Origin of the sequence: Streptomyces sp. NBC_01433 (genome assembly GCF_026340105.1) — a bacterium.
Classification (GTDB): Bacteria; Actinomycetota; Actinomycetes; order Streptomycetales; family Streptomycetaceae; genus Streptomyces.
Window position 1 is genome coordinate 822215 of sequence record NZ_JAPEPM010000002.1, and the last position, 23726, is coordinate 845940.

21 protein-coding genes and 1 pseudogene are annotated in these 23726 nt (G+C 69.7%); 7 read left to right on the forward strand and 15 right to left on the reverse strand.

Annotated features, from left to right (window positions below; all coding sequences use genetic code 11):
* On the reverse strand, window positions 1-1782 hold the full coding sequence (locus tag OG413_RS31185) for an amidohydrolase (RefSeq protein ID WP_266811450.1): 1782 nt from the start codon (window positions 1780-1782) through the stop codon (window positions 1-3).
* 223 nt (window positions 1783-2005) lie between these two features.
* On the opposite strand from OG413_RS31185, the gene OG413_RS31190 reads away from it, so the two are divergent.
* A complete protein-coding gene (locus OG413_RS31190) occupies window positions 2006-2641 on the forward strand; it encodes a helix-turn-helix transcriptional regulator (RefSeq protein ID WP_266811452.1) in 636 nt (211 codons plus the stop codon).
* A 652-nt stretch (window positions 2642-3293) separates the two neighbouring features.
* Here OG413_RS31190 and OG413_RS31195 read toward each other — a convergent pair.
* The 3 genes and pseudogenes from OG413_RS31195 to OG413_RS31205 form a co-directional block, all read right to left on the reverse strand.
* A pseudogene (locus OG413_RS31195) lies at window positions 3294-4035 on the reverse strand (IS6 family transposase).
* 1145 nt (window positions 4036-5180) lie between these two features.
* Complete coding sequence (locus OG413_RS31200) at window positions 5181-5873, reverse strand: response regulator transcription factor (RefSeq protein ID WP_266811453.1); 693 nt, start codon at window positions 5871-5873, stop codon at window positions 5181-5183.
* Entirely contained in the window at window positions 5870-6991 is a 1122-nt protein-coding gene (locus tag OG413_RS31205; RefSeq protein WP_266811454.1) for a sensor histidine kinase, read from the reverse strand. The genes OG413_RS31200 and OG413_RS31205 overlap by 4 nt, the downstream gene beginning before the upstream one ends.
* A 168-nt stretch (window positions 6992-7159) precedes the next feature.
* On the opposite strand from OG413_RS31205, the gene OG413_RS31210 reads away from it, so the two are divergent.
* From OG413_RS31210 to OG413_RS31220, 3 genes are all read left to right on the forward strand, one after another.
* A complete protein-coding gene (locus OG413_RS31210; protein WP_266811456.1) occupies window positions 7160-8353 on the forward strand; it encodes a lipase in 1194 nt (397 codons plus the stop codon).
* Window positions 8354-8534: 181 nt separating this feature from the next.
* Window positions 8535-8834: a hypothetical protein gene (locus OG413_RS31215; RefSeq protein WP_266811457.1), complete on the forward strand. Its 300-nt coding sequence runs from the start codon at window positions 8535-8537 to the stop codon at window positions 8832-8834.
* 536 nt (window positions 8835-9370) lie between these two features.
* Window positions 9371-9721, forward strand: a complete 351-nt coding sequence (locus OG413_RS31220) for a hypothetical protein (protein ID WP_266811458.1) — start codon at window positions 9371-9373, stop codon at window positions 9719-9721.
* A gap of 166 nt (window positions 9722-9887) precedes the next feature.
* Here OG413_RS31220 and OG413_RS31225 read toward each other — a convergent pair whose 3' ends face one another.
* Together OG413_RS31225 and OG413_RS31230 are read right to left on the reverse strand one after the other, a co-directional pair.
* Window positions 9888-10661, reverse strand: a complete 774-nt coding sequence (locus OG413_RS31225; protein WP_266811460.1) for a hypothetical protein — start codon at window positions 10659-10661, stop codon at window positions 9888-9890.
* Window positions 10662-11418: 757 nt separating this feature from the next.
* Window positions 11419-12384, reverse strand: a complete 966-nt coding sequence (locus tag OG413_RS31230) for a pirin family protein (protein WP_266811462.1) — start codon at window positions 12382-12384, stop codon at window positions 11419-11421.
* A 155-nt stretch (window positions 12385-12539) separates the two neighbouring features.
* Between OG413_RS31230 and OG413_RS31235 the strand changes: the two genes are divergently transcribed.
* Window positions 12540-12893: a tetratricopeptide repeat protein gene (locus tag OG413_RS31235; protein ID WP_266811464.1), complete on the forward strand. Its 354-nt coding sequence runs from the start codon at window positions 12540-12542 to the stop codon at window positions 12891-12893.
* Window positions 12894-12928: 35 nt separating this feature from the next.
* Here the strand turns inward: OG413_RS31235 and OG413_RS31240 are convergent, their stop codons facing one another.
* The 5 genes from OG413_RS31240 to OG413_RS31260 all read right to left on the reverse strand — a co-directional run bounded on the left by OG413_RS31240 (window position 12929) and on the right by OG413_RS31260 (window position 16687).
* Entirely contained in the window at window positions 12929-13642 is a 714-nt protein-coding gene (locus OG413_RS31240; protein WP_266811465.1) for a TetR/AcrR family transcriptional regulator, read from the reverse strand.
* Window positions 13643-13655: 13 nt separating this feature from the next.
* Window positions 13656-14549 (reverse strand): SDR family NAD(P)-dependent oxidoreductase, encoded by an 894-nt coding sequence (locus OG413_RS31245; RefSeq protein ID WP_266811467.1) that lies wholly within the window; start codon window positions 14547-14549, stop codon window positions 13656-13658.
* A gap of 119 nt (window positions 14550-14668) precedes the next feature.
* Window positions 14669-15436 carry an SDR family oxidoreductase gene (locus OG413_RS31250; RefSeq protein WP_266811469.1) on the reverse strand — a complete coding sequence of 256 codons (768 nt, stop codon included), beginning with the start codon at window positions 15434-15436 and terminating at the stop codon, window positions 14669-14671.
* A 239-nt stretch (window positions 15437-15675) separates the two neighbouring features.
* Window positions 15676-16452, reverse strand: coding sequence for a CbtA family protein (locus OG413_RS31255; RefSeq protein WP_266811470.1), 777 nt, complete (start codon window positions 16450-16452; stop codon window positions 15676-15678).
* 19 nt (window positions 16453-16471) lie between these two features.
* Window positions 16472-16687 (reverse strand): CbtB-domain containing protein, encoded by a 216-nt coding sequence (locus tag OG413_RS31260; protein ID WP_266811471.1) that lies wholly within the window; start codon window positions 16685-16687, stop codon window positions 16472-16474.
* Between the two features lie 278 nt (window positions 16688-16965).
* Here OG413_RS31260 and OG413_RS31265 point away from each other — a divergent pair, with 278 nt between their 5' ends.
* Window positions 16966-17589, forward strand: coding sequence for a histidine phosphatase family protein (locus tag OG413_RS31265; protein ID WP_266811472.1), 624 nt, complete (start codon window positions 16966-16968; stop codon window positions 17587-17589).
* A gap of 70 nt (window positions 17590-17659) precedes the next feature.
* Here the strand turns inward: OG413_RS31265 and OG413_RS31270 are convergent, their stop codons facing one another.
* The 4 genes from OG413_RS31270 to OG413_RS31285 form a co-directional block, all read right to left on the reverse strand.
* Window positions 17660-18328, reverse strand: a complete 669-nt coding sequence (locus tag OG413_RS31270; protein WP_266811474.1) for a 4'-phosphopantetheinyl transferase — start codon at window positions 18326-18328, stop codon at window positions 17660-17662.
* A complete protein-coding gene (locus OG413_RS31275; RefSeq protein ID WP_266811476.1) occupies window positions 18325-19314 on the reverse strand; it encodes a metallophosphoesterase in 990 nt (329 codons plus the stop codon). The genes OG413_RS31270 and OG413_RS31275 overlap by 4 nt, the downstream gene beginning before the upstream one ends.
* 197 nt (window positions 19315-19511) lie before the next feature.
* Window positions 19512-20699, reverse strand: a complete 1188-nt coding sequence (locus OG413_RS31280; protein ID WP_323137944.1) for an MraY family glycosyltransferase — start codon at window positions 20697-20699, stop codon at window positions 19512-19514.
* 392 nt (window positions 20700-21091) lie between these two features.
* Window positions 21092-21889 (reverse strand): inositol monophosphatase family protein, encoded by a 798-nt coding sequence (locus OG413_RS31285; protein WP_266813190.1) that lies wholly within the window; start codon window positions 21887-21889, stop codon window positions 21092-21094.
* Window positions 21890-22534: 645 nt separating this feature from the next.
* Between OG413_RS31285 and OG413_RS31290 the strand changes: the two genes are divergently transcribed.
* On the forward strand, window positions 22535-23632 hold the full coding sequence (locus OG413_RS31290; protein ID WP_266811477.1) for a DUF6235 family protein: 1098 nt from the start codon (window positions 22535-22537) through the stop codon (window positions 23630-23632).
* Window positions 23633-23726: the final 94 nt, after the last annotated feature.

Here is a 23726-nt window from a genome sequence, read left to right on the forward strand (position 1 = left end):
TCACGCTCCCGTCGATTCCGGCTCGTCGCCAACGGTCCGCAGGTCACCGGTGTCGTGTACGGTTCGCCCACCAAGCAGCGTGCGCAGCACCGTCGTGCCCGCGAGATCGTCCATGTCGCAGCGCAGCGGATCGCGGTCGACGATCGCGATGTCGGCGTGGTGGCCGGGGACCAGTGCGCCGATGTCCGACCAGCCGAGCACCTCGGCCGCACCGGTGGTCCACATCGCGAACGCCTCGGCGCGGGTGAGTACTTGATCCGGCCCGTCGTTGCGGTGGTCACTGCCCGCGAACTCGTGCGTCTGGGCGAGCTTGATCTGTTCCCAGGGGTTCTTCGGCCCCCAGTCGGTACCCCCTGCGAGGTCGAGGCCGGCGTCCAGGAGCCGCCTGAGTGGCGCCAGGTCACGCCACACGTGGGTGCCGATCCGCTCGCCGTACATCGTGCCCTTGCCCCACGCGAAGCCGACCGACGTGGTGACCTGGAAGCCGAGGGCACGATAGCGCCGCACCTGGGCCGGGGTGATGGTCATGGCGTGCTGAAGGATCCAGCGCCGGTCCCGGAAGTCGTGCTCGCGCACTACGCGTTCGGCAATCTCCAGGAACTCGTCGTGCTCGCGGAAGGCCCCCAGACACACGTTCGCGCGGATGCCGTGCTCGGCGCAGTGGCGGACGAACGCCTCCTCCTTGTCGAGGGTGATGAAGCGGGTACCGTGCGCCGGCCGGCCGAAGGGGTTCGTGTACGGCTCGTGGGTCGCGAAGTGACCGGAGAAGCACGGGCCGCCGGGGCTGAGGGTGAGGCCGTTGAACCGCAGCAGGTCGTCGTCGAGGTCGACGCAGTGGGCGCCGAGGCGGTGCAGGCGCTCGGTGAACGCGTCGAGGCTCAGCGGATCGAACGGATAGAAGATGGCCGATTCCATGTCCCAGGTCGCCAGCACTCGGGCCGTAAGCGCGTCTGCGGCCCGCAGCCGGCGATAGACGTCGATGTGCTCGGGCTCCATTGCGTGTGCCTCGTAGAGCGCGGTCACGCCCTTGGCCGTGAAGCGGGCCATCTCGTCGATCGTGCCCTGAACCGCGTCGGCGGGGTCCAAACCGGGCAGCTTCATCAGGATCTGGCCCCAGAACGGGTCGTACGTGTAGTAGTTGGTGACCGGGCCGCGCAGGATGCCGGTCGGGTCGCCGCGCTCGTCCTTGTCGATCTCGACGTCGCAGACCCGGTCCGGCAGGAAGCTGGCCAGCCCAACGGCGCGCAGTCCGGCGCTGTTGAACGCCACCACGGCGGGCATCTTGGGCGCCCACGCCTGGATCAGCACCGGGTGGTCGGCGGTGGCCCGATCCAGCGTGTGGCGGTCGGGCAGTCGTCGCTCCGCGAGATCCCGTTCGGAACGGCGGATGAAGTAGTGCGGCTCGCCGACCGGGGTGCACATGATCCAGCCGCCGGCCGGCGTGGTGGCGGCCCTGGCCCGGATCCGCTCGACGATGTCGGCGTGGTCGACGGCGTCGGTCAGGTCGACCAGGCCGCCCGCGAGCGCCCCGAAGTGCAGCACGTGCGGGTGAGTGTCGATCAGGCCGGGCACCACCCAGGCGCCCTCCGCTTCGATCCGGTGCGCGGCCGGACCCGCGAGGCTGAGCATGTCGTCGTCCGGCCCCGCAGCAAGTACCCGGCCGTGCTCCAGCACGACGGCCTCGGCTTCGGGGGAGGCCGGGTTTAGGGTGTGTACGCGTCCGCCGGTGATGATCGTCCTGGTCGTTGGCTCTGTGGCCGGCTCGGCCGTGGTCCCAGTCATTGCCTCGGGCATTCCCTTCCTCCGCTGCGACCGGTATTCCCGATCACCGAGGCGAAGGTATGCCAGTCCCTCGACCCCGAACATCATTCCAATGTATGAGATCGCGCCTGTTTCGCTTTCCTGGATTCCTGCTAGAATCACGCAAATCCGCTTCGAGGTTGTGGCGACAACGATGCGACTTCTTCCCGAAAACGAAGACCCCTGGAGCTTCAAGACTGAGGCAATGACGTTCCTGGCGAACATGGTGAACTGCTCCGGAATCGTCTTCTACTCCGTCGACGCGCAACTGAACGCCGTCGATCACGCGTTCCACCGGATTCGGCCCGTCGAGAACCGGAGCTACACCGCGCACTACCACCACCTCGACCCGTTCCACCCGCGGCGCTTCGTCGGCCCCCGCCGACCCCTGGTGACCATGCGCGACCTGCCGGAGCGGTACGAGCGCGGCGAGTACTACCGGCGCTTCATGGCCCCGCTCGGGTTCCGCCACGAGACAGAGCTCTACCTTTACAGCGGCGCGCGGATCGTGGGCGGCCTGTCCCTGCTGCGGACTACGGAGCTGGGCGGGTTCACCCACTCCGAACTGGGCTTTCTCGGCAAGGCCCACGCATTCCTGGAGCACACGTTCCAAGCCAGCCACTGCCCCGTCGAGACCGGGCCGCCAGTCGCCGCGTGGGGGCTCACCCCTCGCGAGCGCGATGTGGTCCGCCTGGTCTGCGAGGGCGCCGCGAACGCCGAGATCGGCGCCGCGCTGTTCATCAGCGTGACCACCGTCAAGACGCACGTGCAGCACGTCTTCGAGAAGGCGGGAGTCCGTTCCCGGACACAACTGATCGCGCGACTGCGGGACGACGGGTAGCGGTCGCTCACGCGCCGCGCGGGTCGGCGGGTCGGCGGGCGGATAAAGATTACTTCCCGTTCCCGCCGAACGAGTACACCGGGGGCGTATCGGCGTGGAATCCCCGAATGTTCGAGCGGGCGACATCGCGCATTACCGAGGTTGGACGGCGAAACGAAGTCCGTGTGGAATACGCGCCGTCCTGGAAATGGGCTCGTTCAAATCCGCGATGCCGCAGACCGAATTTCGGCCCATCAATACCATTATCCGCGCATGTCGACGAATTACGCACGACGGAAAAAAAGCGCACGCGCCACGCATACGACCGGTGGCGTTTCCGGTTCCCGCGCCTGTACCGAACGGTGGCCGGCCGGTGGGCACCACGATCGGGTCGCCCCGCCCCACAGGCGCCGCCCGGTACTCCCGCCCCCGTGTCGGTTCCACCTCCTCGCCCGCCTTCCCCCTCGGGGCGGCCTCCACTCGGACGGGTCGGCCGCGTCGTCCCGACGGTACGGTCCGGCCCGATGGTGGCGAGCGTATCGCCGTTCCCCAGTTTTCTCCAGTCGGAGAAATTCGAGCACACACGTAGGCAGCGGGGCGCTGTCACGTTGTTGGGTGTGTGGGTGTCTGATGGTGTGTCGGGGCATGGTGGGGCCTGGTTCGGGGCCTGTGCTCAGGCCGTGGTGGACAGACCGGCGGTGCCGGTGGCCTGCTCCCGGGTGGTGGAGCTGTGCTGCGTCTCGGTGCGGTAGTCGGGGGCGGTCGTCAGGTGGCGGCGGGGCCGGGAGTGGGGTGAGATGCCGCTGAACGCGGACGGGTTCCGCTGCGCCCCGCCGGCGGAGCGGAAGCTTTTCATCGCACGTTCGCGCTGGCGGGTGGGCTGGTGGCTGTTCTCCGCCCGGTTGTTCAGCCCCTTTGTGCGAGCGGTGCTCGACCGGGGGCATGACCTCGCGGTGAGCGGCGCCGTAGGAGCGGAGCCTGTCCGTGACGACCACCCGCGGCACGGTACGGGTCGTCTTCACCGGACGACGGAAGAATCGCCTGGCCGCGGTCTTGTCCCGCCGGTTCTGTACGAGGATGTCCAGCACCGTGCCGTCCTGGTCGGCAGCCCGCCAGAGGTACTTCTGCTCGCCGTTGATCTTGACGAAGACCTCGTCCAGGTGCCACTTGTCACCAGGCCGGGGCCGGCGGCGGCGCAGCGAATTGGCCTAGTGCTGACCGGACTTCAGGCACCAGCGGCGGATGGTCTCGTAGGAGACGATCACGCCGCGCTCGAGCATCAGCTCCTCGACCTCACGGAAACCGAGCGGGAACCGGAAGTACAGCCACACGCAGTGGGAGATCACCTCGACCGGGTACCGGTGACCCCTGCACGACGGCGACGCGCACCCCCCGGACGACTCCCCCTCCACCATGATCAACCCGAAGATCATCCCACCCGCTCAGTCAACGCGACAGCACCCGCAGGACAGCTCGTCAGACTTCACGTTCGTGGTGGACGGGTCGGGACGAGCTGAACGTATAGATGCCAAGGACGACAGGCGCCTCGGCGAGGCCGGGCCGCTGTCTTTGATCAGGCAGCGATGTCCACGGCGGCGCCGGGTTATTGACGTGCCCGAGCCAGACCGGGCGCCCGCCGGCCTTCGGCGGAGGGCTGGATGACGATGACGTCGGCGCGCTCGCACGCGTCGAGGCAGCCGGTTAGCCGGATCATCGTGACTCCGGCCGCGCGGCCTGGGGGTCTAGGCCGCGCGCGGGATCACAAGCGCATGATTCCCAGCCGAGCGTTGCGGCCCCGATCCGCAGGTAGCCGTCCGCGCCGACCCCACCACTGCGGCAGGACTCAGCGGACGGCGCCGTAACAGACAGGAAGGAACCCTCAGGGTACGGCCTGAGGGCTCCTTGTCAGGGCGTGCCGACGGGGGATGGCCGGGGCACCTGCGAACAGTGTGACCGACGAGCCCTGTGGGATCGGTTGCGGTGAAAACGCGGGTGCGTGTCTCATCCTGCTGGCTCACCTGCCTGCAGGGCTGCGGAGAGGGAGGGCTGATCCGGATCCAGTGGTTCACCACGGTTCAGCGCTGCTCAGTGCATCAGGGTTCTCGGGCCGGTGTAGAGCACCAGGAGTGCGTAGCTGGAACACCAGGTCGGGGCTCTTGCTCGGCATGACGCCGCGGTGCCGATCTGGGTGGTCTTCAGCTCGGCGGGCGTGTTCTCTCCCCCACCGTTCGCCGTAGAGGGCGGCCGTTCGTCGGCCGACGCCGTTCGCTCTGGTCACGGCCCGGGATGTCCAGGCTGTATGCGATCACCTGGACCCGGATGTCCTGGGGCGTTCGGACGCTTCGGCCCCGCCCGCTGCGGACAGTGGAGATCCATGAAGTGTGGGGAACCTTCTCGACCGGCAGTTTCCACATGCCGGGGAGCTGCTGCAGCAGGCCGCCGGGACGGAGGCCCGGGAGCGGTTCGCCGCTCTGGACCAAAGGCAGTTGGTAGTTCTCGCCCGCGACGCTGAGGCACGCCTGCGTCCGGGGCGGCGGCATACGTCCATGGGGGCGGGGTGTCAGTCGGCGGACGGGGCGTTGCCGCCTGTGGCGGAGACGAGGCCTGTTTCATAGGCGATGACGACCAACTGGGCCCGGTCATGGGCGTGGAGTTTGGCCAGCAGCCGCCTCACATGCGTCTTGACGGTCGCGATGCTCAGCCCGAGATGTTCGGCGATCACACGGTTGGGCAGGCCGCGGGCAACCAGGCGGAGCACTTCCCGCTCTCTTGGGGTCACGCCCGACAATTCCTGGGCGAGCCGGGGGCGTGGCTCGTGGCGTCCGGCGAACTCGCTGATGAGACGGCGGGTGACCGTGGGCGCGAGCAGGGCGTCGCCGGAGGCGACCACCCGTAGTGCGGTCAGCAGATCGGCGGGGAGGATGTCCTTCAGGAGGAATCCGCTGGCTCCGCCGCGGAGCGCCGCGTACACGTACTCGTCCAGATCGAACGTGGTCAGCACCAGCACGCGGGTGCCGGCGGTATCCGGGTGTGCGCAGATGCGCCGGGTGGCCTCCAGGCCGTCCGTGCCCGGCATCCGGATGTCCATCAGCACGACGTCGGGCCGCAGTCGCAGCGCGAGATCGATGGCCTGGTCGCCATTGACGGCTTCGCCCGCCACGGTGAGGTCGGGCGCGCTCTCGATGAGCAGCCGGAAGCCCGTCCGCAACAGTGCCTGGTCATCCGCGAGAAGGACCCGGACCGGCCGGTTCACCGCACTGTCTCCGGTCCGCAGGACAGCCGCGCGTGCACCCGGAAGCCGCCCGTCTCCAGGGGGCCGGCGGAGAAGACCCCGCCGCACATGACCGTCCGTTCCCGCATCCCGATCAGTCCGTGCCCGCCGGTCCGGCGTCCGGTGGGCCGGGGCGGCGCGTCGTTGACGATCTCGATCTCGACGGTTGCGGGGCTCGTCCGGGTCAGCGTCACCCGGCAGTTGGCCGATCCCGCGTGCTTGACCACATTGGTGAGGGCTTCCTGAACGATCCGGTAGACGGTCAGTTCCACACCCGGGGGGAGCGGCGGATCAGGGTCGACGGACAGCTCCACTCGCGGGCCCGCGTCGCCCGCGAGCGCGGCCAGGTCCGCCAGGCCGGGTGAGGTCCCCAACTCGGCGCCGTCCCAGGGGGTTCGCAAGACGCCGAGCATGCGTCGCATCTCGGTGAGCGCTGTCCGCCCCGCGGCCCCGACCAGCGCGAGGGTCCGTTCGGCCTCCTGTGGGCTGGCGGAGGTCACCGCGCGGGCTATCTCCGCCCGTACCGTGATGACGGTCAGATGGTGGGCCACCACGTCGTGGAGTTCCCGGGCGATCCGCAGGCGCTCGTCCGCCACGGCCTGCCGGGCGGAGAGTTCCGCGTACGACCGCTGCTCCCTCAGCGCGGTGCCGACCAGCCACGGCAGGGTCATCAGCAGCGACGCGAAGGCGACGCCGGACGCGACCTCGTGCGCCGGGACCGGTCGTGGCAACAGGATCATGGCCGCGGCGACGGCGCCCAGGGAGCAGCCGAGTGCCGTCGCGGAGCGGCGCTGCGATTCCTGCGCCGCCACCGTGTACAGGGCGACTCCGATGGGGATCCAGGATTCCTCCCGGCCGGTGAACGCCAGGGCGCAGACCGCTCCGGCCAGGACCGTGTACAGCACCGGAACGGGCCACCGGCGCCGCACCGCGACCGGCAGCCAGACGACCGCTGCCACGGCCGCCGCGTCCCAGCCGCCCCGCGTCTCGCTCGCGCCGAACGCCAGGGCGAGGAGCACGGCCGCGACGGTGTCCACACCGTGCCACTGCCTCTTCCGCAGACGTCCGGTCACCAGCGGCCGTGACTCCCCATCGTCCATGACAGTCACGCTACCCATGCCGGGATCCGGGGTCGCTCAGCCCGCAGGACGTCATCTCAGGGGCTGAGTCATCCGCGCGGCGGATGCCCGTTCTACCCTCCTGGGCTGATACCGGGTTCCTGCCCGGGGACGAAGCCGCCGGGTCCATCGGCCGGAACAGTGGAGTGCATGAACCGGAGAACACTTCTGACCTCGTGCGCCGGGCTCGTCACCGCCGCCGCGATCCCGGGCCCGCTCGCGTCGGCGGCTGTCGCGCGAACGCGGCGGGAGGAACCCGTGCGGTTCCAACTGCCCGCCCCGAGCGGCCCGTACCCGCTGGGCGCAGTCTCGTTCCACCTGGCCGACACCACACGGCCGGACCCTTGGGTGCCCTCCCGCCCCTGCCGCGAGTTGATGATCAGTATGTGGTACCCCGCCCGCAGCGGGCCGGTCCGTCCCGCCGTCCCCTGGATGCCGCCGGCGGCGGCCGACCGGTATCTGAGCTTCCTCGGTCTGCCTCCCGGCCGGGTGCGGCTGGGATGCGCCCACGCGCACGAGGGCGCTCCCGTTGGCGGTCCGCCGGGCCCTCTGCCCGTCGTGCTCTATTCCCCCGGCGCGAACGCGTCACGCTCCTTCGGCACCGGCATCGTGGAAGACCTCGCCAGCCACGGCTATCTCGTGGTCACTGTCGACCACACCTACGACGCGGCGGTGGTCGAGTTTCCCGGTGGCCGGGTCGAGATGAATCCGGCGGGCGGGATCAGCGACTACGCCAAGGCCCTCCTGGTCCGGAGCGCCGACATCCGGTTCGTCCTCGACCGGGTCGCCGTGCTCCGGTCGGGCGGGCACCCCGGTGTCTGCCGCACCCCGCTGCCCACGGGCCTGCCCGGAGCGCTCGATCTGCGACGCGTCGGGATGCTCGGTCACTCCCTGGGCGGAGCCACCACCGCTGCCTCGATGCTCACCGACGGGCGGATCACGGCGGGAGCAAGCCTGGACGGAGGCGCGGCGGGCCCCGTGGTGGACGCCGGGCTCGACCGCCCGTTCCTGGTCGTGGACACCCCGGGCAAGGGCGGCATGGAGAACAATCCCGCCCTGCGCGCGTTCTGGTCGCATCTGCGCGGCTGGCGGCTCTGCCTCACCGTGCAGGGAGCCGCGCACCAGACGTTCGGCGACGACGCCCTGATCCTCCCGCTGATCGCCCCTCTCCTGGGCATGTCCCCGCATGACCTGGAAGGAGAGGTCGGGACAATTCCCCGGCACCGGGCACAGGCATTCCAACGCGCCTACCCCCGGGCCTTCTTCGACCTCCACCTTCGCGACCGGGGGCGACTGCTCGACGGCCCCTCCCCCGACTTCCCGGAAGTCGCTTACACCCGGTGAAAGGCCGACGACGGCACCGGAGGCATACCGCGCCGGGCCCGGCGTGGCCTGAGGACCAGGAACGGGTTTCCGGGCAGCCGGCCCCTGGTTGTGGTGGCCGAGAGTCCGATGATCGGCTGTCACACTGGCCCCGTGTGCGTCGCGGCGGTGCGGCGCCCAGTCGGAGGGAACTGATCGCGGGATGTCCCGATGGATAGTGCTGGCGATACCGGTCGGCGGTGTGGCGGAGGCCTACAGCGACGCGCGTACCGTCGCGGAGTTCGAAGGCAGCACCGAGGATGCGGAGAGCGCTCTGCTTCAGGCGGCGAACACGTACGAGCACGGCCGGTGGAAGGTGCGCCGCCGCGAGATCTTCAAGTGCTCCGGGCGGTCCTATTTCGTCCGCGTCCAGGGGCGTACGGCGACGTACAGTCTCCTGGTTCAGCTTGCCGAGCTGGTCCACGACTCCGACGCGCAACCAGCAGTCAAACCCATCAGCTGAAATTCCGTCACGGAAGTGTCCCCGTGCGCACCCGGTGCGGCTGGACGCGGGCGGTGCCCGCGTCGGCCTTTGAGGGCGGTGCGGCGGCTCGACGCCTGGCGGCCGAGGGGGCAGGTGGTGCGGCCGCCAGGGCGTGACGTGACCCTCATCCGGATAGTTGGCCGGGGCCCACGCTCCACCAGGCTACGTCTTGCGCTGGAACTCCCCAGCTGGTGACACGGGTGTGTTCAATGCGACGCCCTTCTTCGCCCAACAGCCAATTCAAGACCTCAGTAACCGGACGCTCTGGGCTGGTCCGAGCCTCGACCGCGCGACCTGGACACTCGCGGCTTCCCCGTGCATCCCGAGCTCGCTGCTGGCCGACCTCCCGGTTTCGCTTCTTCAGTTGATCTGTCCGCGATCGCCGGGGGCTCCCGCATACTCATCCTCCCAGCGATCTCGCTCGGGATGAATCGGGGAGGGGCGGAATGCCGCCAACGAACGTACACAACAGGCGAAGACCCCGATGGGGAAGTGGGCAACGGGCCGCCGCCGCCATGCTGGTGCTGGCCCTCACCGGCGGCTTCGCGGCAGCGGCCAACTACGAAGCACAGGCGGAGACCGAGTCAGTGTCAACGTCGGCCGTTCCGCCGGCGCCCGATCTCGGGCCGGCCGAGGCCGCCAATGAGTCCGAGGCCCGGATCCTCGCCCAAATGCAGGGTCGCCGTATCGAGATCCTTTCGCGGCGCACCGCGACCGGCGGGGTCTGGGCCGACCCAGAAGGGTCCCTCACCACGGAGGCGTATCCCGCCCCAATTCGGGTGAAGGAGAACGGGGCCTGGAAGGACATCGACACCACCCCCTCGCGCCGGTATAGCCCGGCGGGGTCGAGCAGCGCACCGAGTTGAAGCTGATGGTGCGCCCTGAGCCGACCAGTCTCTCCTCGCACAGCGCGAGCGCGAGCGGCTCGATGGGCAGGACATGCAGCGTGGTGCGTTCGACGTCCAGACGGTCGGCGGGTATCTGCCCGGTCGCCCGGTGACGGCGCGAGTTCACCGCATCGCACCAGGTCAGTCAGGCATCGACGAGCTCGGCGAAGGTGTCGTAGGCGGCCAGCAGGTTCGCGCTGGTGGGCACCAGGTCGGCCTTCGCGATACGGACCGTGGCCTCCGCACCGCTCTTCGATTCGGGGTCGTAGGGCACGCAACTGACCAGCTGGCAGCCGTAATGCCGGCCCGCGGCGACCATCTGCGGATGACGTACCGGGATCCCGGCGATGTGCTCGACGGTGACCGTCTTCGCATTGTCGGTCAGCACATACGTTGGCGCCCCGCCGATCTGCCGGAGCGTGGTATCCAGGCAAGCCACCAAAGTGCCCAACGTGCAGTCCCAGAACGGGATCACCACCCGAAACCGCGACCAGGACAGCCAAGCGCAGAACAGCCAGGTCCGTCGGCCGCCGATCCGCGGCCCCTCGCCCCAGTCGAACTGCAGCCACCGGCCCGGCTCGGGAATCCACGGCCTGTACGTCCGGCGCTTGCCCGCCTTCCACGCACCCTTCGCCGCGTTCACCGCCCGTCTCGTCGAGCGCGCGCTGCCCCGGTAGCCCATCTTCACGAGCTTCTCGTGGACCACATCGGCGCGGATCGTCGCCTTCGACTGCTCGACCCACTCCTCGACCTTCTCCAGGAACGCATCGATCATCTTCGGCCGCGGCTCTCGCCCATAGGGATTGCGCCCACCGTTGCGGGCCTCGACATACCGCTTGACCGTCTTCGGGTCGTGCCCCGTCAAGGTCGCCGCCGACCAGACCGTCCCGGTCAGGTCGTACGCCTCAAGGATTTCCATAATCTCCGTGTCAGACTTCGTCACAGGACCTCTCCGGCCGGTAACTGATGCGTGCAAACACCAGCAAACGGGCGGAGGGGTCTCCTCCAGTTAAGGAAGTGATCAGGAACACCACTGGTCAGACGGCCATCCACCTGGAATTCCGGTGGCCATCAGCCTGGACTCGGCTGGCCGCACATCTGGACTTTGCCACGGCCGCTGGCACAGTAGCGATCCGTCCCACAAACCCAGCTCTGCGGCAGCCCGAGATCAACCGCTCAGGCGGGTGACACTGCGAGGCCGACCGATGCAGCTTCTCCGACGGCATCCTCGCGAACTCGGCGACTCGCATCATGATCACGCACGCGGACGCGGTCCTGTCGCGAACTGGAAGCCGAGAGGGCTTTCTTTGTCGACTGCCCATAATTCGGTGGATCAGCGTAGCCGCGTAGTCGACCGTTGCCCATCACGCGCGACGCAACACACGCCACGCCCCTGCCCCATACACCGGACCGCCTTGCGGGCGGAGCCTCGGCCGGCCCACTCCTGGCGCGACGACATGGCGCGGACCACCACCAGATAACTGACTGGTCGTCAGTGACGTCAGCGTTGAGTCAGCATTCGTTCCATCAAACGTCACCACACCCTGCTCTACATGGGAGTCGCACCCAAGATCCGCAGCGCACACCAAGGGCCAAGTGAGCAGCTACGAGTCGACCAGAGACGGAACTTGTCCGAAGCCAGCCAGCCTGAGGTCAGTTCGGGCGATTTCCCCAGCTCAGCGCACCCTCCCCCGTGCCTTCAGCGGCACCACAGGCAGCTCCGGGGCCGGGATCGGAGGGCCGTCGTAGCCCTTCACCTCGCCGAAGCGGGTCCCGTTCATCCAGTCCTCGCGGGCCTGGGCGATGTCCTCCTGGGAGCGTCCGATCCAGTTCCAGAACATGACAATCTCCTCTTCGAACGGCTCGCCCCCGAGGAGCATGAGTCCAGCATCGGAGATCGCACGCACCGGCAGTTCGGAGCGGCCGCAGCCGAGGTAGAGCATCGAGCCCGGCAGTACGGGTACGCCGTCGACCTCCGCCTCGCCGGACATGGACAGAACCGCGTACTCGAAGTCACGGTCCAGCGGCAGCCGGGCCTGGGCGCCCTGCGCCAGCGCCAGGTCCGCGCCGACGATCGGGGTGTAGGCGGTGCCCGGCGAGACCGCACCGTCGAGTTCGCCCAGGATGACGGTGGCGGTGAGGCCGGGCGCGGTGACGGTGGGCAGGTCGACGTGGTGCTGGAAGTGCGGCTCGACGTCCCGGTGAGCATCGGGCAGGGCCACCCAAAGCTGGGCGCCGTGCAGAAGCCTGGCGTGCGACTTCGGGCTTTCCTCGGAATGGCTGATGGCCCGGCCCGAGGTCATCAGGCCCAGCTCGCGGGGCCGCACCGTCTGGAGGCTGCCCAGACTGTCGCGGTGCAGAACCTCGCCGTCGTGGAGCCAGCTGACCGTCTGCAGCCCCATGTGGGGGTGGGGCGGTACCTGCATGCCGGGCTCGTCGGCGATGTCGTCGGGGCCGTAGTGGTCCACGAAGGCCCAGGCACCGACCATGCGGCGCCCCAGGTTGGGCAGCAGGCGGCGCACTTCGGTGGACTCGCCGAGCTGGACGCGGCGCGGGGTGAGAAGTTCACGTACCGGTTCGGCGACGACGAAGCCCCGCCCTCCGCAGACGGAGAGTGCGGCCTGGCGCTCGAGATTGCTCATGGCGCACAACCTATTCCCGTACGGGCGCGGAGGTCCGGTCCCCACGCCGAAAATTTAGTGGAATGTTAAACCATTATGCTGTGTTCTCATCCCTGAGCGAACGCGGATGGAGCCTTCGGGCAGCCCGCGCCGGAAGGGAAACAGGAGGAGGACACGTGAGCGAGACCTATTACGAGTTCGGCACTGCCGCCGACCGGTGGGACCGGGCACAGATGTTCTTCGAGGCCAAGGAGTACCTGACGGCGGCCCGGATTCTGGGCGGGCTGGTCGAGGAGGTGCCGGAGCAGGTCGCCCCGCGGCTGCTTCTGGCCCGCGCCTACTACCACTCCGCCCGGCTCGGCAAGGCCGAGGCCGAGCTGCGCGCGGTACTGGAGCGGGACCCGGTGGAGGACTACGCGCGCCTCATGCTGGGGCGCACCCTGGAGCGCCAGGGACGGCACGCCGAGGCCGCGCCGCATCTGCGGATGGCTGCCGCGCTGACCGGCGACTTCGACTCCGGCGCTTCCTGAGGCGGGGGCGAAGGCGAAGGCGGTGGGTCGACGGTTCAGGCCGTCGGCCCATCTCCCGGAAGAGAGTTCGCCACTCGGTCCAGCCATTCCGTCATCAGGGCCGCCTCCGCGGTACTGAGTCCCGATTCGTGGGAGTGGCGCAGCAGAGCACTCAAGCGAGCCGCCGTCGAGGGGACTCCGGCTTCCGCAGGGTCGCTCGGGGTCGCGTCCGGAGTGAGGACGGCCGCATGCACGGCGTCGCGCACCCTCCCGGACATGGCGCTGTCGGAGAAGGTCGCCGGGCGCGCCACGAGCATCAGGGCCACTCCCGTGTTGGCCGACATGATCATCTGCGCCGCGAGGTCCGGGGCGACGCGCAGCCTTCCCACCGCGGCCGCCCGTGTCAGATCCCTGGTGAGGATCCGGTGGGACTCAAGTGCCGCCTCCGGCGGCGTACGCATCGCCGGCGAGTTCATCAGCCGGTAGAGGTTCGGGTTCCGAAGGGCGAACTCCACATGGCTGTCCCAGCCGTTGCGCAGATCCTCAACGGGGTCCGTGGTGTCGTCGCGTTCCCGTTTGGTCGCCAGATACTTGTCGAATCCGTCATCGACGACCGCCGACAGCAGACCTTCCTTGTCCCCGAAGTGCCGGTAGAGGGCAGGGGCTCCCACCTGCGCCGCCTCGCACACCGCACGCGTGGAGATGTCACCGTCGGGCGACTCCCTCACCAAATCCGCCGCCACTTCCAGAATGCGTGTTCGCGTGCTCATCGAACGGACGCTATCAAGCGGCATGCGGCGTCAGCAGGTCGTCCAGACCGATCCGGCCGAGGAACTCCGCGCGGACACGGTCGGCGACCGCGCTGACCGCCTCGCTGCCGTCGTCGACAGGATCGACGTGCAGGCGAAAGGGGCGTTTGCCGTGCTCGGCGTCCACGACCCGGACGATGCCGTCGGCGACCTGTACGACATCGGCATCGGCGGGAGCGAGAGCGGCCAGGCGCTGGGACACCTGCTCCATCAGGCCGGCGTAGAGCTCTTCGTAGTCCGGGACCACGGCCTGGTCGGCCGGATGCCCGCCCGTGATGAAGTGGTTGGTTCCCGAGGTGAAGGAGCCCGGCACGACGATGGTGGTCTCGATGCCGAAACGCGCCAGCTCGGCGGCATAGGAGACGGCCAGGGCATCCATGGCGGCCTTGGCGGCGAAGTAGGGGGCCAGATAGGGCGGCGTACCGCCCCTGGTGGACGTGGAACCCATCCACACCACCAGACCGTGCCGCTGGCCTCTCAGCCGCGGCAGCGCGGCCCTGTTCACACGCTGGGTCCCCAGCACATTGGTGTCGTAGACCGCCGCGAGTTCCTCGGGGGTGAACGCCTCGGTGGGGCCGGTGACCATGTGCCCGGCGTTGTGGATGAGTACGTCGAGGCGGCCGGCCTCGGTGATGACCGCGGAGATCGCGGTATCCGCCGATTCCTGGGACAGCACATCCAGCTCCACGGTGCGCAGGTCCACCCCATGCTCGGTCGCGTAGGCCGCCGCCTCGGCGACCCGGCCGGCGTTGCGCGTGTTGGTGTTCCGCATGGCGGCGTAGACAATGTGGCCCGAGCGTGCCAGGGCCCGAGCGGCCAGGGCTCCGAAACCGGAACCCGCACCGGTGATGACGATGACCTTGCTCATGGGGCTGCTCCTCGGTCGGAAATGCGCACGGGCGAACAGCGGCGCAGGCAAGAGACATGCGGGGCCCACGGTCCGGCTCGCGCCGCAGGCCGTCGGCCGTCCGCTTTCGGAAGCGGCCGTCAGACGATGCCGCCGTTGGCGCGCACGACCTGCCCGTTGACCCAGCGCGCGGGGCCCGCGAGGAACGAGACGACCTCCGCGATGTCCCGCGGCGTGCCCAGTCGCTCCAGCGGCGGCTGAGCGGCCATCCTCGCGACGGTCTCCTCGTCCTTGCCGTCCAGGAACAGGGCCGTGGCGGTCGGCCCGGGGGCCACGGCGTTGACCGTGATGTCCCGGCCGCGCAGCTCGCGGGCGAGGATCAGCGTCATGGCCTCGACGGCCCCCTTGGTGGCCGCGTAGGCGCTGTATCCGGGCAGGGAGAGCGACAGCACCGAGCTGGAGAAGTTGATGATGGCCCCGCCGCCCCGCAGGCGCCGCGCGGCCTGCTGGTCGACGACGAACGTGCCGCGGATGTTGGTGCGGTGCATCCGGTCGAACGCGTCGAGGTCGAACTCGACCAGCGGCGCGAGTGCCATGACACCCGCGGCGTGCACGACCACGTCGATGCCCCCGAACGTCTCCTCGGCGGCGTCGAAGAGAGCCGCGACGGCGATCTCGTCGGCGACGTCGGCCTGACGCGCGACTGCCTGTCCGCCCGCGGCCGTGATGGCCTCGACAGCGGCCTCGGCCTCGGTCCGGTTGCTCGCGTAGTTGATGACGACGGCGAAACCGTCGGCCGCGAGCCGTTCGGCGCTCTCCCGGCCGATTCCCCGGGATCCCCCGGTGACAAGGGCGACGCGCGGTGCGGCAGCAGTGGTGGCGGCAGTAGCAGTGGCGTGGTCAGTCATGGTCTCGCTCCCGATGACACAGGGGTCGGCGTTCCGCGAACCCGATGACATCAACGCTAACACCATAACGTTAGCGTCGCTACCCTTGCTGTCGGTGACGCCCGTAGCATCGCTACCCCGCCGCATACGACGGAACCCGCCGGGATGATCCCCGGCGGGTTCTTGTCCGCCCAGCAGTCCTGTCCGACCAGCAGTACCGCCAGCAGATCAGGCGGTCAGCAGGTCAGGCGGTCAGCCCGTCAGGTCACCGCCCCGGCCCTGTCGCGGGACACCGCGACGCCGTCCGCCGCCGCCCCCGTCCCGGGCGGCGCCAGCAGGCGTTCGGTCAGATAGCCGAAGACCAGGCCGAAAACGGCCCAGAGCGTGGCCTGAATGGCCAGCGTGGAGAGCCGGAACTCCCACAACAGGGCGGCCGGGAAGTCCTTGCCGACCTCGTTGACCGAGGGCAGGAACGCATAGGCGAGCCCGATCAGCAGGACGAATCCGGCAGCCGCGACGATGGTCGCGTTCCAGTTGCCCAGGCGGGGTGCGAGCCGTCTGCCGAGGATGACGGCGGCGACGGCCAGCAGGACACCGAGCGCGACCATCAGGAAGAACAGGGTGGTGCGCTTCCCGATGGTGTCGGGGTTGCCGACAGCCGGCGGATTCGCCGGGTACTTCAGGAACGGCACGACGTACACCGTCAACAGGGCGGCACCCGCGATCAGCGCCGCCGTGGCCCGCGGGCCGAAGTCGCCGATGCGCCCGAGGGCGTAACAGAAGACGAGAGCGGCGATGCCGCCGATCGCCACACCGAAGACCAGGATGCCGGTGGCGAGTCCACCGGTCGCCTGCATGGTGCGGCTGACCAGCTCCTCGCCGCCGCCGTGGTCATGGCTGTGGGCCTCTTCCAGCGCGATGGCGGCGTCCACTTGGGACTCGCCGAGGAAGTAGGCGACGACGAGAGCCACGGCGCCCGCGATCAGGCCGGCCAGCATGCCGCGGACGAGCAGGGCTCTGACAGATATGGAGTTCACGAGAGTTTCCCCTGTTTTCTCAGTGGCAGGGGAAGCCGAGCAGATGACGACCGTCGTGGACCCATTCATGGACGCCTTCGCCGGAGATGACCGCGGTGGCCCCCTGCTCGGCGCCGACGAAGTACAGCAGGACGAGCATGAGAATGCCGAAGAAGACCGCCCAAGGGGCAATGGCCTTCGCCGAGATGGGGGTGATCGCAGATGCGCCGGTCGCCGGGGCAGCGGACTGTGCCATGGCAGAACCTCCTGTGGGAACACGCGTCCCTGTCGTGGTGCCTCAGACGACGGTGCTGGGTCTGACTTCCCGTACACGTACGGGTACACAGTGGCGCGACCGTGCCGGACTCTCACCGGACTTCCGTCACACCCTCGTCATGGTCGACGCGACCCTACCGCCTGCACGCGGACACCGCCATGGTGCAATCGGCATGGCCGCGGACCCGGAGACCTTGGGAGACCGTGCCACCGGGGCCACAGTCGAGGGAGTGGAGGCAAAGCGTGACGGTACGGGTGATGTTGGTCTCGCCTGCCATGAACGCCGCGCTGCGGGAGGCCCGTTTCGACGGCGACGGCCCCCTGGACAGGGCCGGCGAACAACGTGCCCGCGCCGCCGCGGGCGCGATACCGGCGGCAGGCCGCTACGCGAGCGGCCCTTCGGAGCGGTGCCTGCGGACAACCGAGGCGCTCGGTCTCGCCGTCCGGCCCGAACCGGACCTCGCCGACTGGGACTTGGGACGCTGGCGCGGCCTACGCCTGGACGAGGTGGCGGCGCGGGAGCCCGAGGCGGTGGCCGAGTGGCTCGGCGACCCCGTGGCGGCCCCGCACGGCGGTGAGTCCCTGCGGGATCTGACGGCCCGGGTCGGCGGCTGGCTCGCGGCGCAGGCCCAGGCCCAGGCCCAGGCCGGGGCCCAAGCCGAGGCCCAGGCCGAGGCCGAGGCCGAGGCCGAGGGCAACGACAGCGTGCTGGCGGTGGCCGGGCCCTCGGTGGTACGGGCGGCGGTCGTCCATGGACTGGCTCTGCCGATGGCGGCGTTCTGGCGGCTCGATGTCGCCCCGTTGTCACTCACCGAGCTCAGCGGCCGGTCCGGGCGGTGGAATGTGCGGCTGGGGCAGCCTTTGACGGCGCGGGACAGCTGAACCCCGGCGGTGCGACCGGGAGAACAGCCGACCGGGAGAACAGCCGATTCCCGCCGCACGCGCGGCAGCCTCAGCCGTGCGGCACCAGGACTGCCGTGGCGGCGATGCCGTCCTCGACCCGCCATCGGCCCCGCAGCGTCGGTGGCAGCGCGGGGTGGGTACGCAACAGGCGTGCGCTCAGGGTGCCTTCGGTGCCCCCGACTTCGGCACGACGGAAGGTGATGTCCGCCTCGTCGAAGTCGAGTTCGGTCCCGGTGATCGGGAACCACGCCTTGAACACGCTCTCCTTGGCGCTGAACAGCAGGCGGTCCCAGTGCAGCGCACCGTCGTCGTCGGGCGCGGGCGGGAAGTTCCAACGGCGTTCGGAGGGAAGCGAGATCAGGTCCCGGACGCCGCTGGGCAGCGGGGCGTGCGGCTCGGCGTCGATGCCCAGACTCAGCGCGTCCGTCGCCCGCGTCAGCGCAGCCGCCCGGTAGCCCTCGCAGTGCGTGAGGCTGCCGATGATCCCCTCGGGCCACAGCGGCACACCGCGCCGGCCGCGCAGCACCGGCACGGGCGGCAGGCCGAGGCCCGCCATGGCGCGACGGGCGCAGGCGCGCGCGGTCGCGAAGTCGTTGACGCGCTTGGGCACGCTCCTGGCCACCAGTTCCTCCTCCTCGGGGAACAGGATTCCGTCCGGCACCGTCTCCTCACGGGTGGCGGCGCAGGAGACGTACTCGGGAAACAGCCGCTCGATCACGAGGCTCCCTCAGGTGCGGTGCGGCTCGGTTCGTGCCCGTGGGCGGGTGCGCCGTCCGGGGTCGCGGGGCGTTCCTCGTACGGGAGGATCTGCCGCAGCAGTCCGCGCGGATGTCCGCGTTTGCGCCACTCCCGGGGGTAGCCGATCGAGACCTCCTCGAAGCGCACCCCGTCGTACCAGGTGGTACGGGGGATGTGGAGGTGTCCGTAGACGACGGCCGCGACGTTGAACCGGCGGTGCCAGTCCGCGGTGAGTTCGGTGCCGCACCACTGGGCGAACTCCGGGTACCACATCACCGCGGTGGGTTCCCGTACGAGGGGCCAGTGTCCGGCGAGCACGAGCGGGATGTCCGGGTCGTGCGCGGCCAGTCGGCGTTCGGTCGTCGCGACCCGGGCCCGGCACCAGTCGTCCCGGCCGGTGTACGGATCGGGGTGCAGCAGGTACTCGTCGCTGCAGACGATGCCCGCCTTGTGCGCGATCGCCAGCGACTCCTCCTTGGTCCGTGCTCCGGGGGCGCGGAACGTGTAGTCGTACAGGAGGAAGAGCGGGGCCACCGCCACAGGGCCCTCCGGGCCGGGCCACAGGGGAAACGGATCTTCGGGGGTCGTCACCCCGAGGCTCCGGCACAACTCGACGAGGTGCTCGTACCGGGCCTGCCCGCGCAGTCGTACGGGGTCCTTGTCCATCGTCCACAACTCGTGGTTGCCGGGGGTCCACACCACATGGGCGAAGCGTCCCGCGAGGAGTTCCAGCGCCCACCGGACATCGTGCGGCTGCTCCGCCACGTCGCCCGCGACGATGAGCCAGTCCTCGTCCGACGTCGGGTGCAGAGACTCGACGATGGCCCGGTTCTCGGAGACCGCGGCATGCAGATCGCTCACGGCGAGGAGCCGGCCCCCTCCGGACGAGGGGTGCGCGGCGTGCGGAGAATGCGCGAAGGGCGCGGCGTGGGGGGCGGGGTCGCTCGCAGGAGTTCGAGAAGTCATGGAGGTCGATTCCCCATCTGTCGGTCGGCGTACGACTCCGCTCGCACGGTGCGGGGTCAGGGGAAATCTACCGTCCCGCACGCGCCTGATGGTCTCGAACGCGGTCCTCGTCCACGTCTCCGTGGCTCCATGCTTCACCGACAGGCCCTGGCCGACCGGGCGGCGACGATGGCCGACCGCTGCCGCAGGGGCTTCCGTCAGCGTCGGTCTGCGGCAAGTTCGGTGGCGGGGCGGCCGTTCGGCGGGGGCGGCACGGTCGGACCGGAAGCGGCGGCGGTGGAAGAAGCGGCGGTGGAAGAAGCGGACGTCGAAGCCGGGGCCGGCACCGCCGCGCCAACCGCTCCGGTCGTCCTCTTCCCTGCGGGCCTCCGGCGGCCGGCCGGCCGTGCGGAGCGCCGGGGCGGGCCCCCGTACACCGGAATCCTGAGCAGTGCGACGACCGCGAGGAGCGCGCCCGCCGACGGTACGAGTCCGGCGAGCGGGTGCAGCAGCCCCGCGTACACCAGCGTTCCTGTGAGTGCCCCGACCACCGCGCCGAAGCCCAGGACGACCGCCACACCCGGCGCCGTGAAGCGGATCCGGCGCAGGCGGTGGGCGATGTGATCGCCGCCGTCCGGGAGCAACGGCCGTGCGGCCCGTCGGCGCGACACCAGCACGAGCGCCGTGTCGGCGACGGCCACCACCATCAGAACCGGCAGCGCCACGCACGCGGCACGCTCCGGTGGCGCCGCCGCATGGAGCAGCACGACGGAGCCCGCCAGCACGAACCCGGTGAACAGGGAGCCGCACTCGCCGGGGAAGATCCGCGCGGGGTACCAGTTGTGAACCAGCGACCCGGTGAGAGCGGCCACGAGCACGGTCAGCAGCAGGACCACACCGGACCGGCCGTCGAGTGCGGCGCAGACGAGCAGGCCGGTCGCGGTGACAACGGCGACGGTGGCCATCGCGCCGTCGGAATTGTCCAGCGTGCTGAAGGCGTTGGTGAGGAACACGATCCAGAGTGCGGCGAGCACGCCCACCATCGGGGACAGCCCGGCGAGGGAGACGAAGACGGCCGCGGCGACCACTTGTGCCGCCAGCCGCAGCCAGGCATTGAGCGGTTTCAGGTCGTGGACGAGGCCGAACGCGGCGACGGCGCCGGACACGGCGAGCAGTGGCAGGACGGGGGCGCCGGGTTCCGCGAGCCCCAGCTCGGATCCGGCCCAGCCGACGCCCGTGACGCTCAGGACTGTCGCCACTCCGCCCAGGTACGACATCGGCCGGGCGTGCCGCTTGCGGCCGTCCGGGCGGTCCAGCGCTCTGCGGCGGAGCGTTGTTCTGCGGATGCCTGCGGTCAGTACCACCGTGATGAACAGCGCGACCACACCGGAAGTGATGATCCCCACCACGTTCACCTGCCCTGCCTTTCCTGACACGTGCCCCTGCGGAAACCGGCGCTCCGGGTCGTGCGGCTCATCCGTCGCAGCCGTCCGCACACATCGGTGTCGCACGTTCCTTGCGGTCCCGGAGCGATGCGTGACGCCACCCGAGTGGAGTCGTCCCACAACTTAAGGCCCGAATGTCACAATATGCCCCGAATAACACGAAAAACTCGGCACTGATTGAGGTTCCGTCAGGAAAGGGCGTGCCGGAGTCGGCTCCGGTACGTCATCGGCGGCCCGGACGGTCCGGGGTTCCCTTCGTCGCGTGCGGTGCGCCTTCGGGGCCGCCGCCGGTCCGCGCAGGCAGAGGATCGCGGAGCAGGTGGTGACGGGAGGTGGTGGCGCGCGGCCCTGCCCTATCGGTCGCCCGAGGACCGACCGCTGATCAACTTCAGCAACGCGGTGTGCGTTTCCCGGTCCGCCGCCACGACCAGTCCGCCCGCACCGGTGTGCAGAAGCTGGCCGTGGATGCCGGTCACCACGCAGCCGGCCGCCCGGCACAGCGCGATTCCGGCGGCGAAGTGCACGCTGTCACGCAGGTCGCCGTCGGTGACGTAGGCGGCCCTTCTGCCCGCCGCCACCCAGGCCACCGCGAGGGTGGTGGAGACGACGCGCGGCCGGAACCGCTCGATGAACCCCGGGTCGTCGAGAAGGCGGGCCACCCTGAAGCCGGGCGCGTTGGGGAACGGTGGGTCGAGGTTGACATCCACCAGGCGCGAATCGGGCGACGGCACCGACTCCTCGTCCCTGCCGCCGCCGCGGAGGTGTGCGCGCTCGCCGTCGGTCCAGAACACCTCGTCGGTGAAGGGGTCGGCGGACGCGGCCGCGGTGATACGGGTCCCGACACGGAGGGCCACATTCACCGCGACCAGCATGTTGCGCACGGCGTAGTTCAGCGTGCCGCACAGCGGATCGACCAGCCACCTGCGCTCCGCGCCGTCCGCGCCGGTGCGCCCGCTCTCCTCACCGGTTATGGCGTCGTCGGGCCGCGCGGTTCGCAGAACACGCAGGATGGCCTTCTCGGCTTCCAGGTCCGCGGTGGTCGCGAAATCGGCCGCGGACTTCTCGAACCGTTCCAGGGGTTCCCCGTACAGCGCGCGGACGACGGCCGCTCCCGCCTGTGCTGCCGCTACCGCCAGTTGCGCGTCCGTCATCGCGTCCGTCTTCGCGCCCGTCTTCGCGTTCGTGATCGCGTTCGTGATCGCGTTCGTGATCGCGTTCGTGATCGCGTTCGTGATCGCGTTCGTGATCGACATGCGCGCAGAATAGCCACTCCCCCTTTCCGGGCAGGGCTGCACCGGCCGGCACGGCCACTCCCTTGGGCCGCCGGAGCCCCGGGCCCATCCCCCGGCTCCATCCCCCGGGTCCGTCCCCAGATCCGTCCCCCGCATCGAGCGGCGCGAAGCCCCCGCCGCGGTGACTGAACAGCCACTTGAACAGCAACCTGAACGTCCACGAAGACAGACGCGTGGGCGCACGCATCTCATCTGGGGTTATGGCAAGAGCGGACTTGGCGAGGTGGGTCAGTTTCCTGCAACACCCCAGGCGCGAGAGCAATTTGGAAGATGTGGCACCCCCGAGACGTAGCTACTTTGCTAAGTGACGGAAAGCGAAGGAAGTACCTTCCGGCACGATATGTGAATACTGCCAAGGCTACGTCGGCCATCGGAAGCGCCATTGCCGTGGTCGTGCGCGACGCCATCTGACACGACCGATCACGAGGTCACCGATGCGCGGTGGAGGCGGACAGCCGTGCCACCGCTCGGCCGTATCCGAGCCGATGGATCACTGGGGTAGGGATGCGTAGATTCGCTGTGCGGGCCGAGATCGGAACGGTCGGCTTCTCACCGGTGCGAGCCCTGATCAACACGGGTGCCACGGCAACGTGGCCCCGGCAGGCACGCATCGGACTGAAGCTGGTCGCTCCCGACGACCCCGCGTGTGCCACGGACGAGGAAGAGGAGAACGGGACCGTACGGGGACGGGCCCACGCCCCGGACAGGGTGCCGTACGGAGAGTGGGTGGTGCGCAGTCTCCGTGAGGTCGCACGGGCGTGGCTCGACCAGGTGGGCCCCTGCCGCGTCGACGTGATCGACGCCGAACTGCTCGACGACGGAAGCCGGTTGTTCTTCTCGGCCCTCGCCGAACTCGCCGAACTGTCCGACGGGTTGATCACCGTGCACTGTCCGGCGGCCGGCACCACCGGCTCGGCCGTCCCGGTCGGTCTGATCGGCCCGGTCGGCCCGGTCGGTCTGGTCGGTCTGGTCCCCGAGGTCGCAAGCGCCCGCGAGCGACGCATCGAATACCTCGCGACCTCCACCGGCCGGCTCAGCGGCGAGGAGGCCGACTTCCTGTACCGGCAGGCGCTCGGCTACCTGGGAACGGGGGACGGCTGGACCGCGGAGCGCATCCTGCGAGCGGTGCTTCGGCTGCGCCCGACGCCTGCCGTCCGAGCCAAACTGCGGGCTGCCTGCGCCCTGCTCGGGCGGCCCCTGAACCCCGGACACCACGCGCCGGGGGCGGAGCCGGGACCGGCGCCCGAGCACCACCCGCCCGGCCGGGCACCCGGGCACACGCCGGACGGCGCCGGTCCGGCAGGCCGCGGCCCGCTCCGGCTGCACTCGGGCTGGGAGCGCGTGGAGCGATGGGCCGAGACGGCCGGGCAGATCCACAAGAACGCGGTGCACAAGGCGCTCTTCGCCGTCGCCGACAGAACGGTGTTCCGAACGTACGAGACCTATGACGACGCCACGCAACCGCTGGACTTCTTCGTCCCCGTGAGGGAGGGACTCATCCTCAAGATCCATATTCGCGACCTGGACAGCTTCGAGATCGCCCACGTCGGCTCGATCGACGAGGTGCCCGGAATCGGGAGGGAAATCGACCGAGCGGCTTGACACACTTCCCGGGCGGACGGGTGTTCATGCATCAACTCAGGTCCGAACAAGTGTGCTTGACAGGGTGCAGAGCCTGTGAAAATGTCGGCCGCAC

Coding starts and splice junctions, on each gene's coding strand:
- OG413_RS31185 (WP_266811450.1), bottom strand. CDS start 1,782: ATGACTGGGACCACGGCCGAGCCGGCCACAGAGCCAACGACCAGGACG.
- OG413_RS31285 (WP_266813190.1), bottom strand. CDS start 21,889: ATGACGGACGCGCAACTGGCGGTAGCGGCAGCACAGGCGGGAGCGGCC.
- OG413_RS31210 (WP_266811456.1), top strand. CDS start 7,160: ATGAACCGGAGAACACTTCTGACCTCGTGCGCCGGGCTCGTCACCGCC.
- OG413_RS31190 (WP_266811452.1), top strand. CDS start 2,006: ATGACGTTCCTGGCGAACATGGTGAACTGCTCCGGAATCGTCTTCTAC.
- OG413_RS31230 (WP_266811462.1), bottom strand. CDS start 12,384: ATGAGCAATCTCGAGCGCCAGGCCGCACTCTCCGTCTGCGGAGGGCGG.
- OG413_RS31240 (WP_266811465.1), bottom strand. CDS start 13,642: ATGAGCACGCGAACACGCATTCTGGAAGTGGCGGCGGATTTGGTGAGG.
- OG413_RS31215 (WP_266811457.1), top strand. CDS start 8,535: ATGTCCCGATGGATAGTGCTGGCGATACCGGTCGGCGGTGTGGCGGAG.
- OG413_RS31265 (WP_266811472.1), top strand. CDS start 16,966: ATGTTGGTCTCGCCTGCCATGAACGCCGCGCTGCGGGAGGCCCGTTTC.
- OG413_RS31220 (WP_266811458.1), top strand. CDS start 9,371: ATGCTGGTGCTGGCCCTCACCGGCGGCTTCGCGGCAGCGGCCAACTAC.
- OG413_RS31225 (WP_266811460.1), bottom strand. CDS start 10,661: ATGGAAATCCTTGAGGCGTACGACCTGACCGGGACGGTCTGGTCGGCG.
- OG413_RS31260 (WP_266811471.1), bottom strand. CDS start 16,687: ATGGCACAGTCCGCTGCCCCGGCGACCGGCGCATCTGCGATCACCCCC.
- OG413_RS31205 (WP_266811454.1), bottom strand. CDS start 6,991: ATGGACGATGGGGAGTCACGGCCGCTGGTGACCGGACGTCTGCGGAAG.
- OG413_RS31245 (WP_266811467.1), bottom strand. CDS start 14,549: ATGAGCAAGGTCATCGTCATCACCGGTGCGGGTTCCGGTTTCGGAGCC.
- OG413_RS31290 (WP_266811477.1), top strand. CDS start 22,535: ATGCGTAGATTCGCTGTGCGGGCCGAGATCGGAACGGTCGGCTTCTCA.
- OG413_RS31275 (WP_266811476.1), bottom strand. CDS start 19,314: ATGACTTCTCGAACTCCTGCGAGCGACCCCGCCCCCCACGCCGCGCCC.
- OG413_RS31250 (WP_266811469.1), bottom strand. CDS start 15,436: ATGACTGACCACGCCACTGCTACTGCCGCCACCACTGCTGCCGCACCG.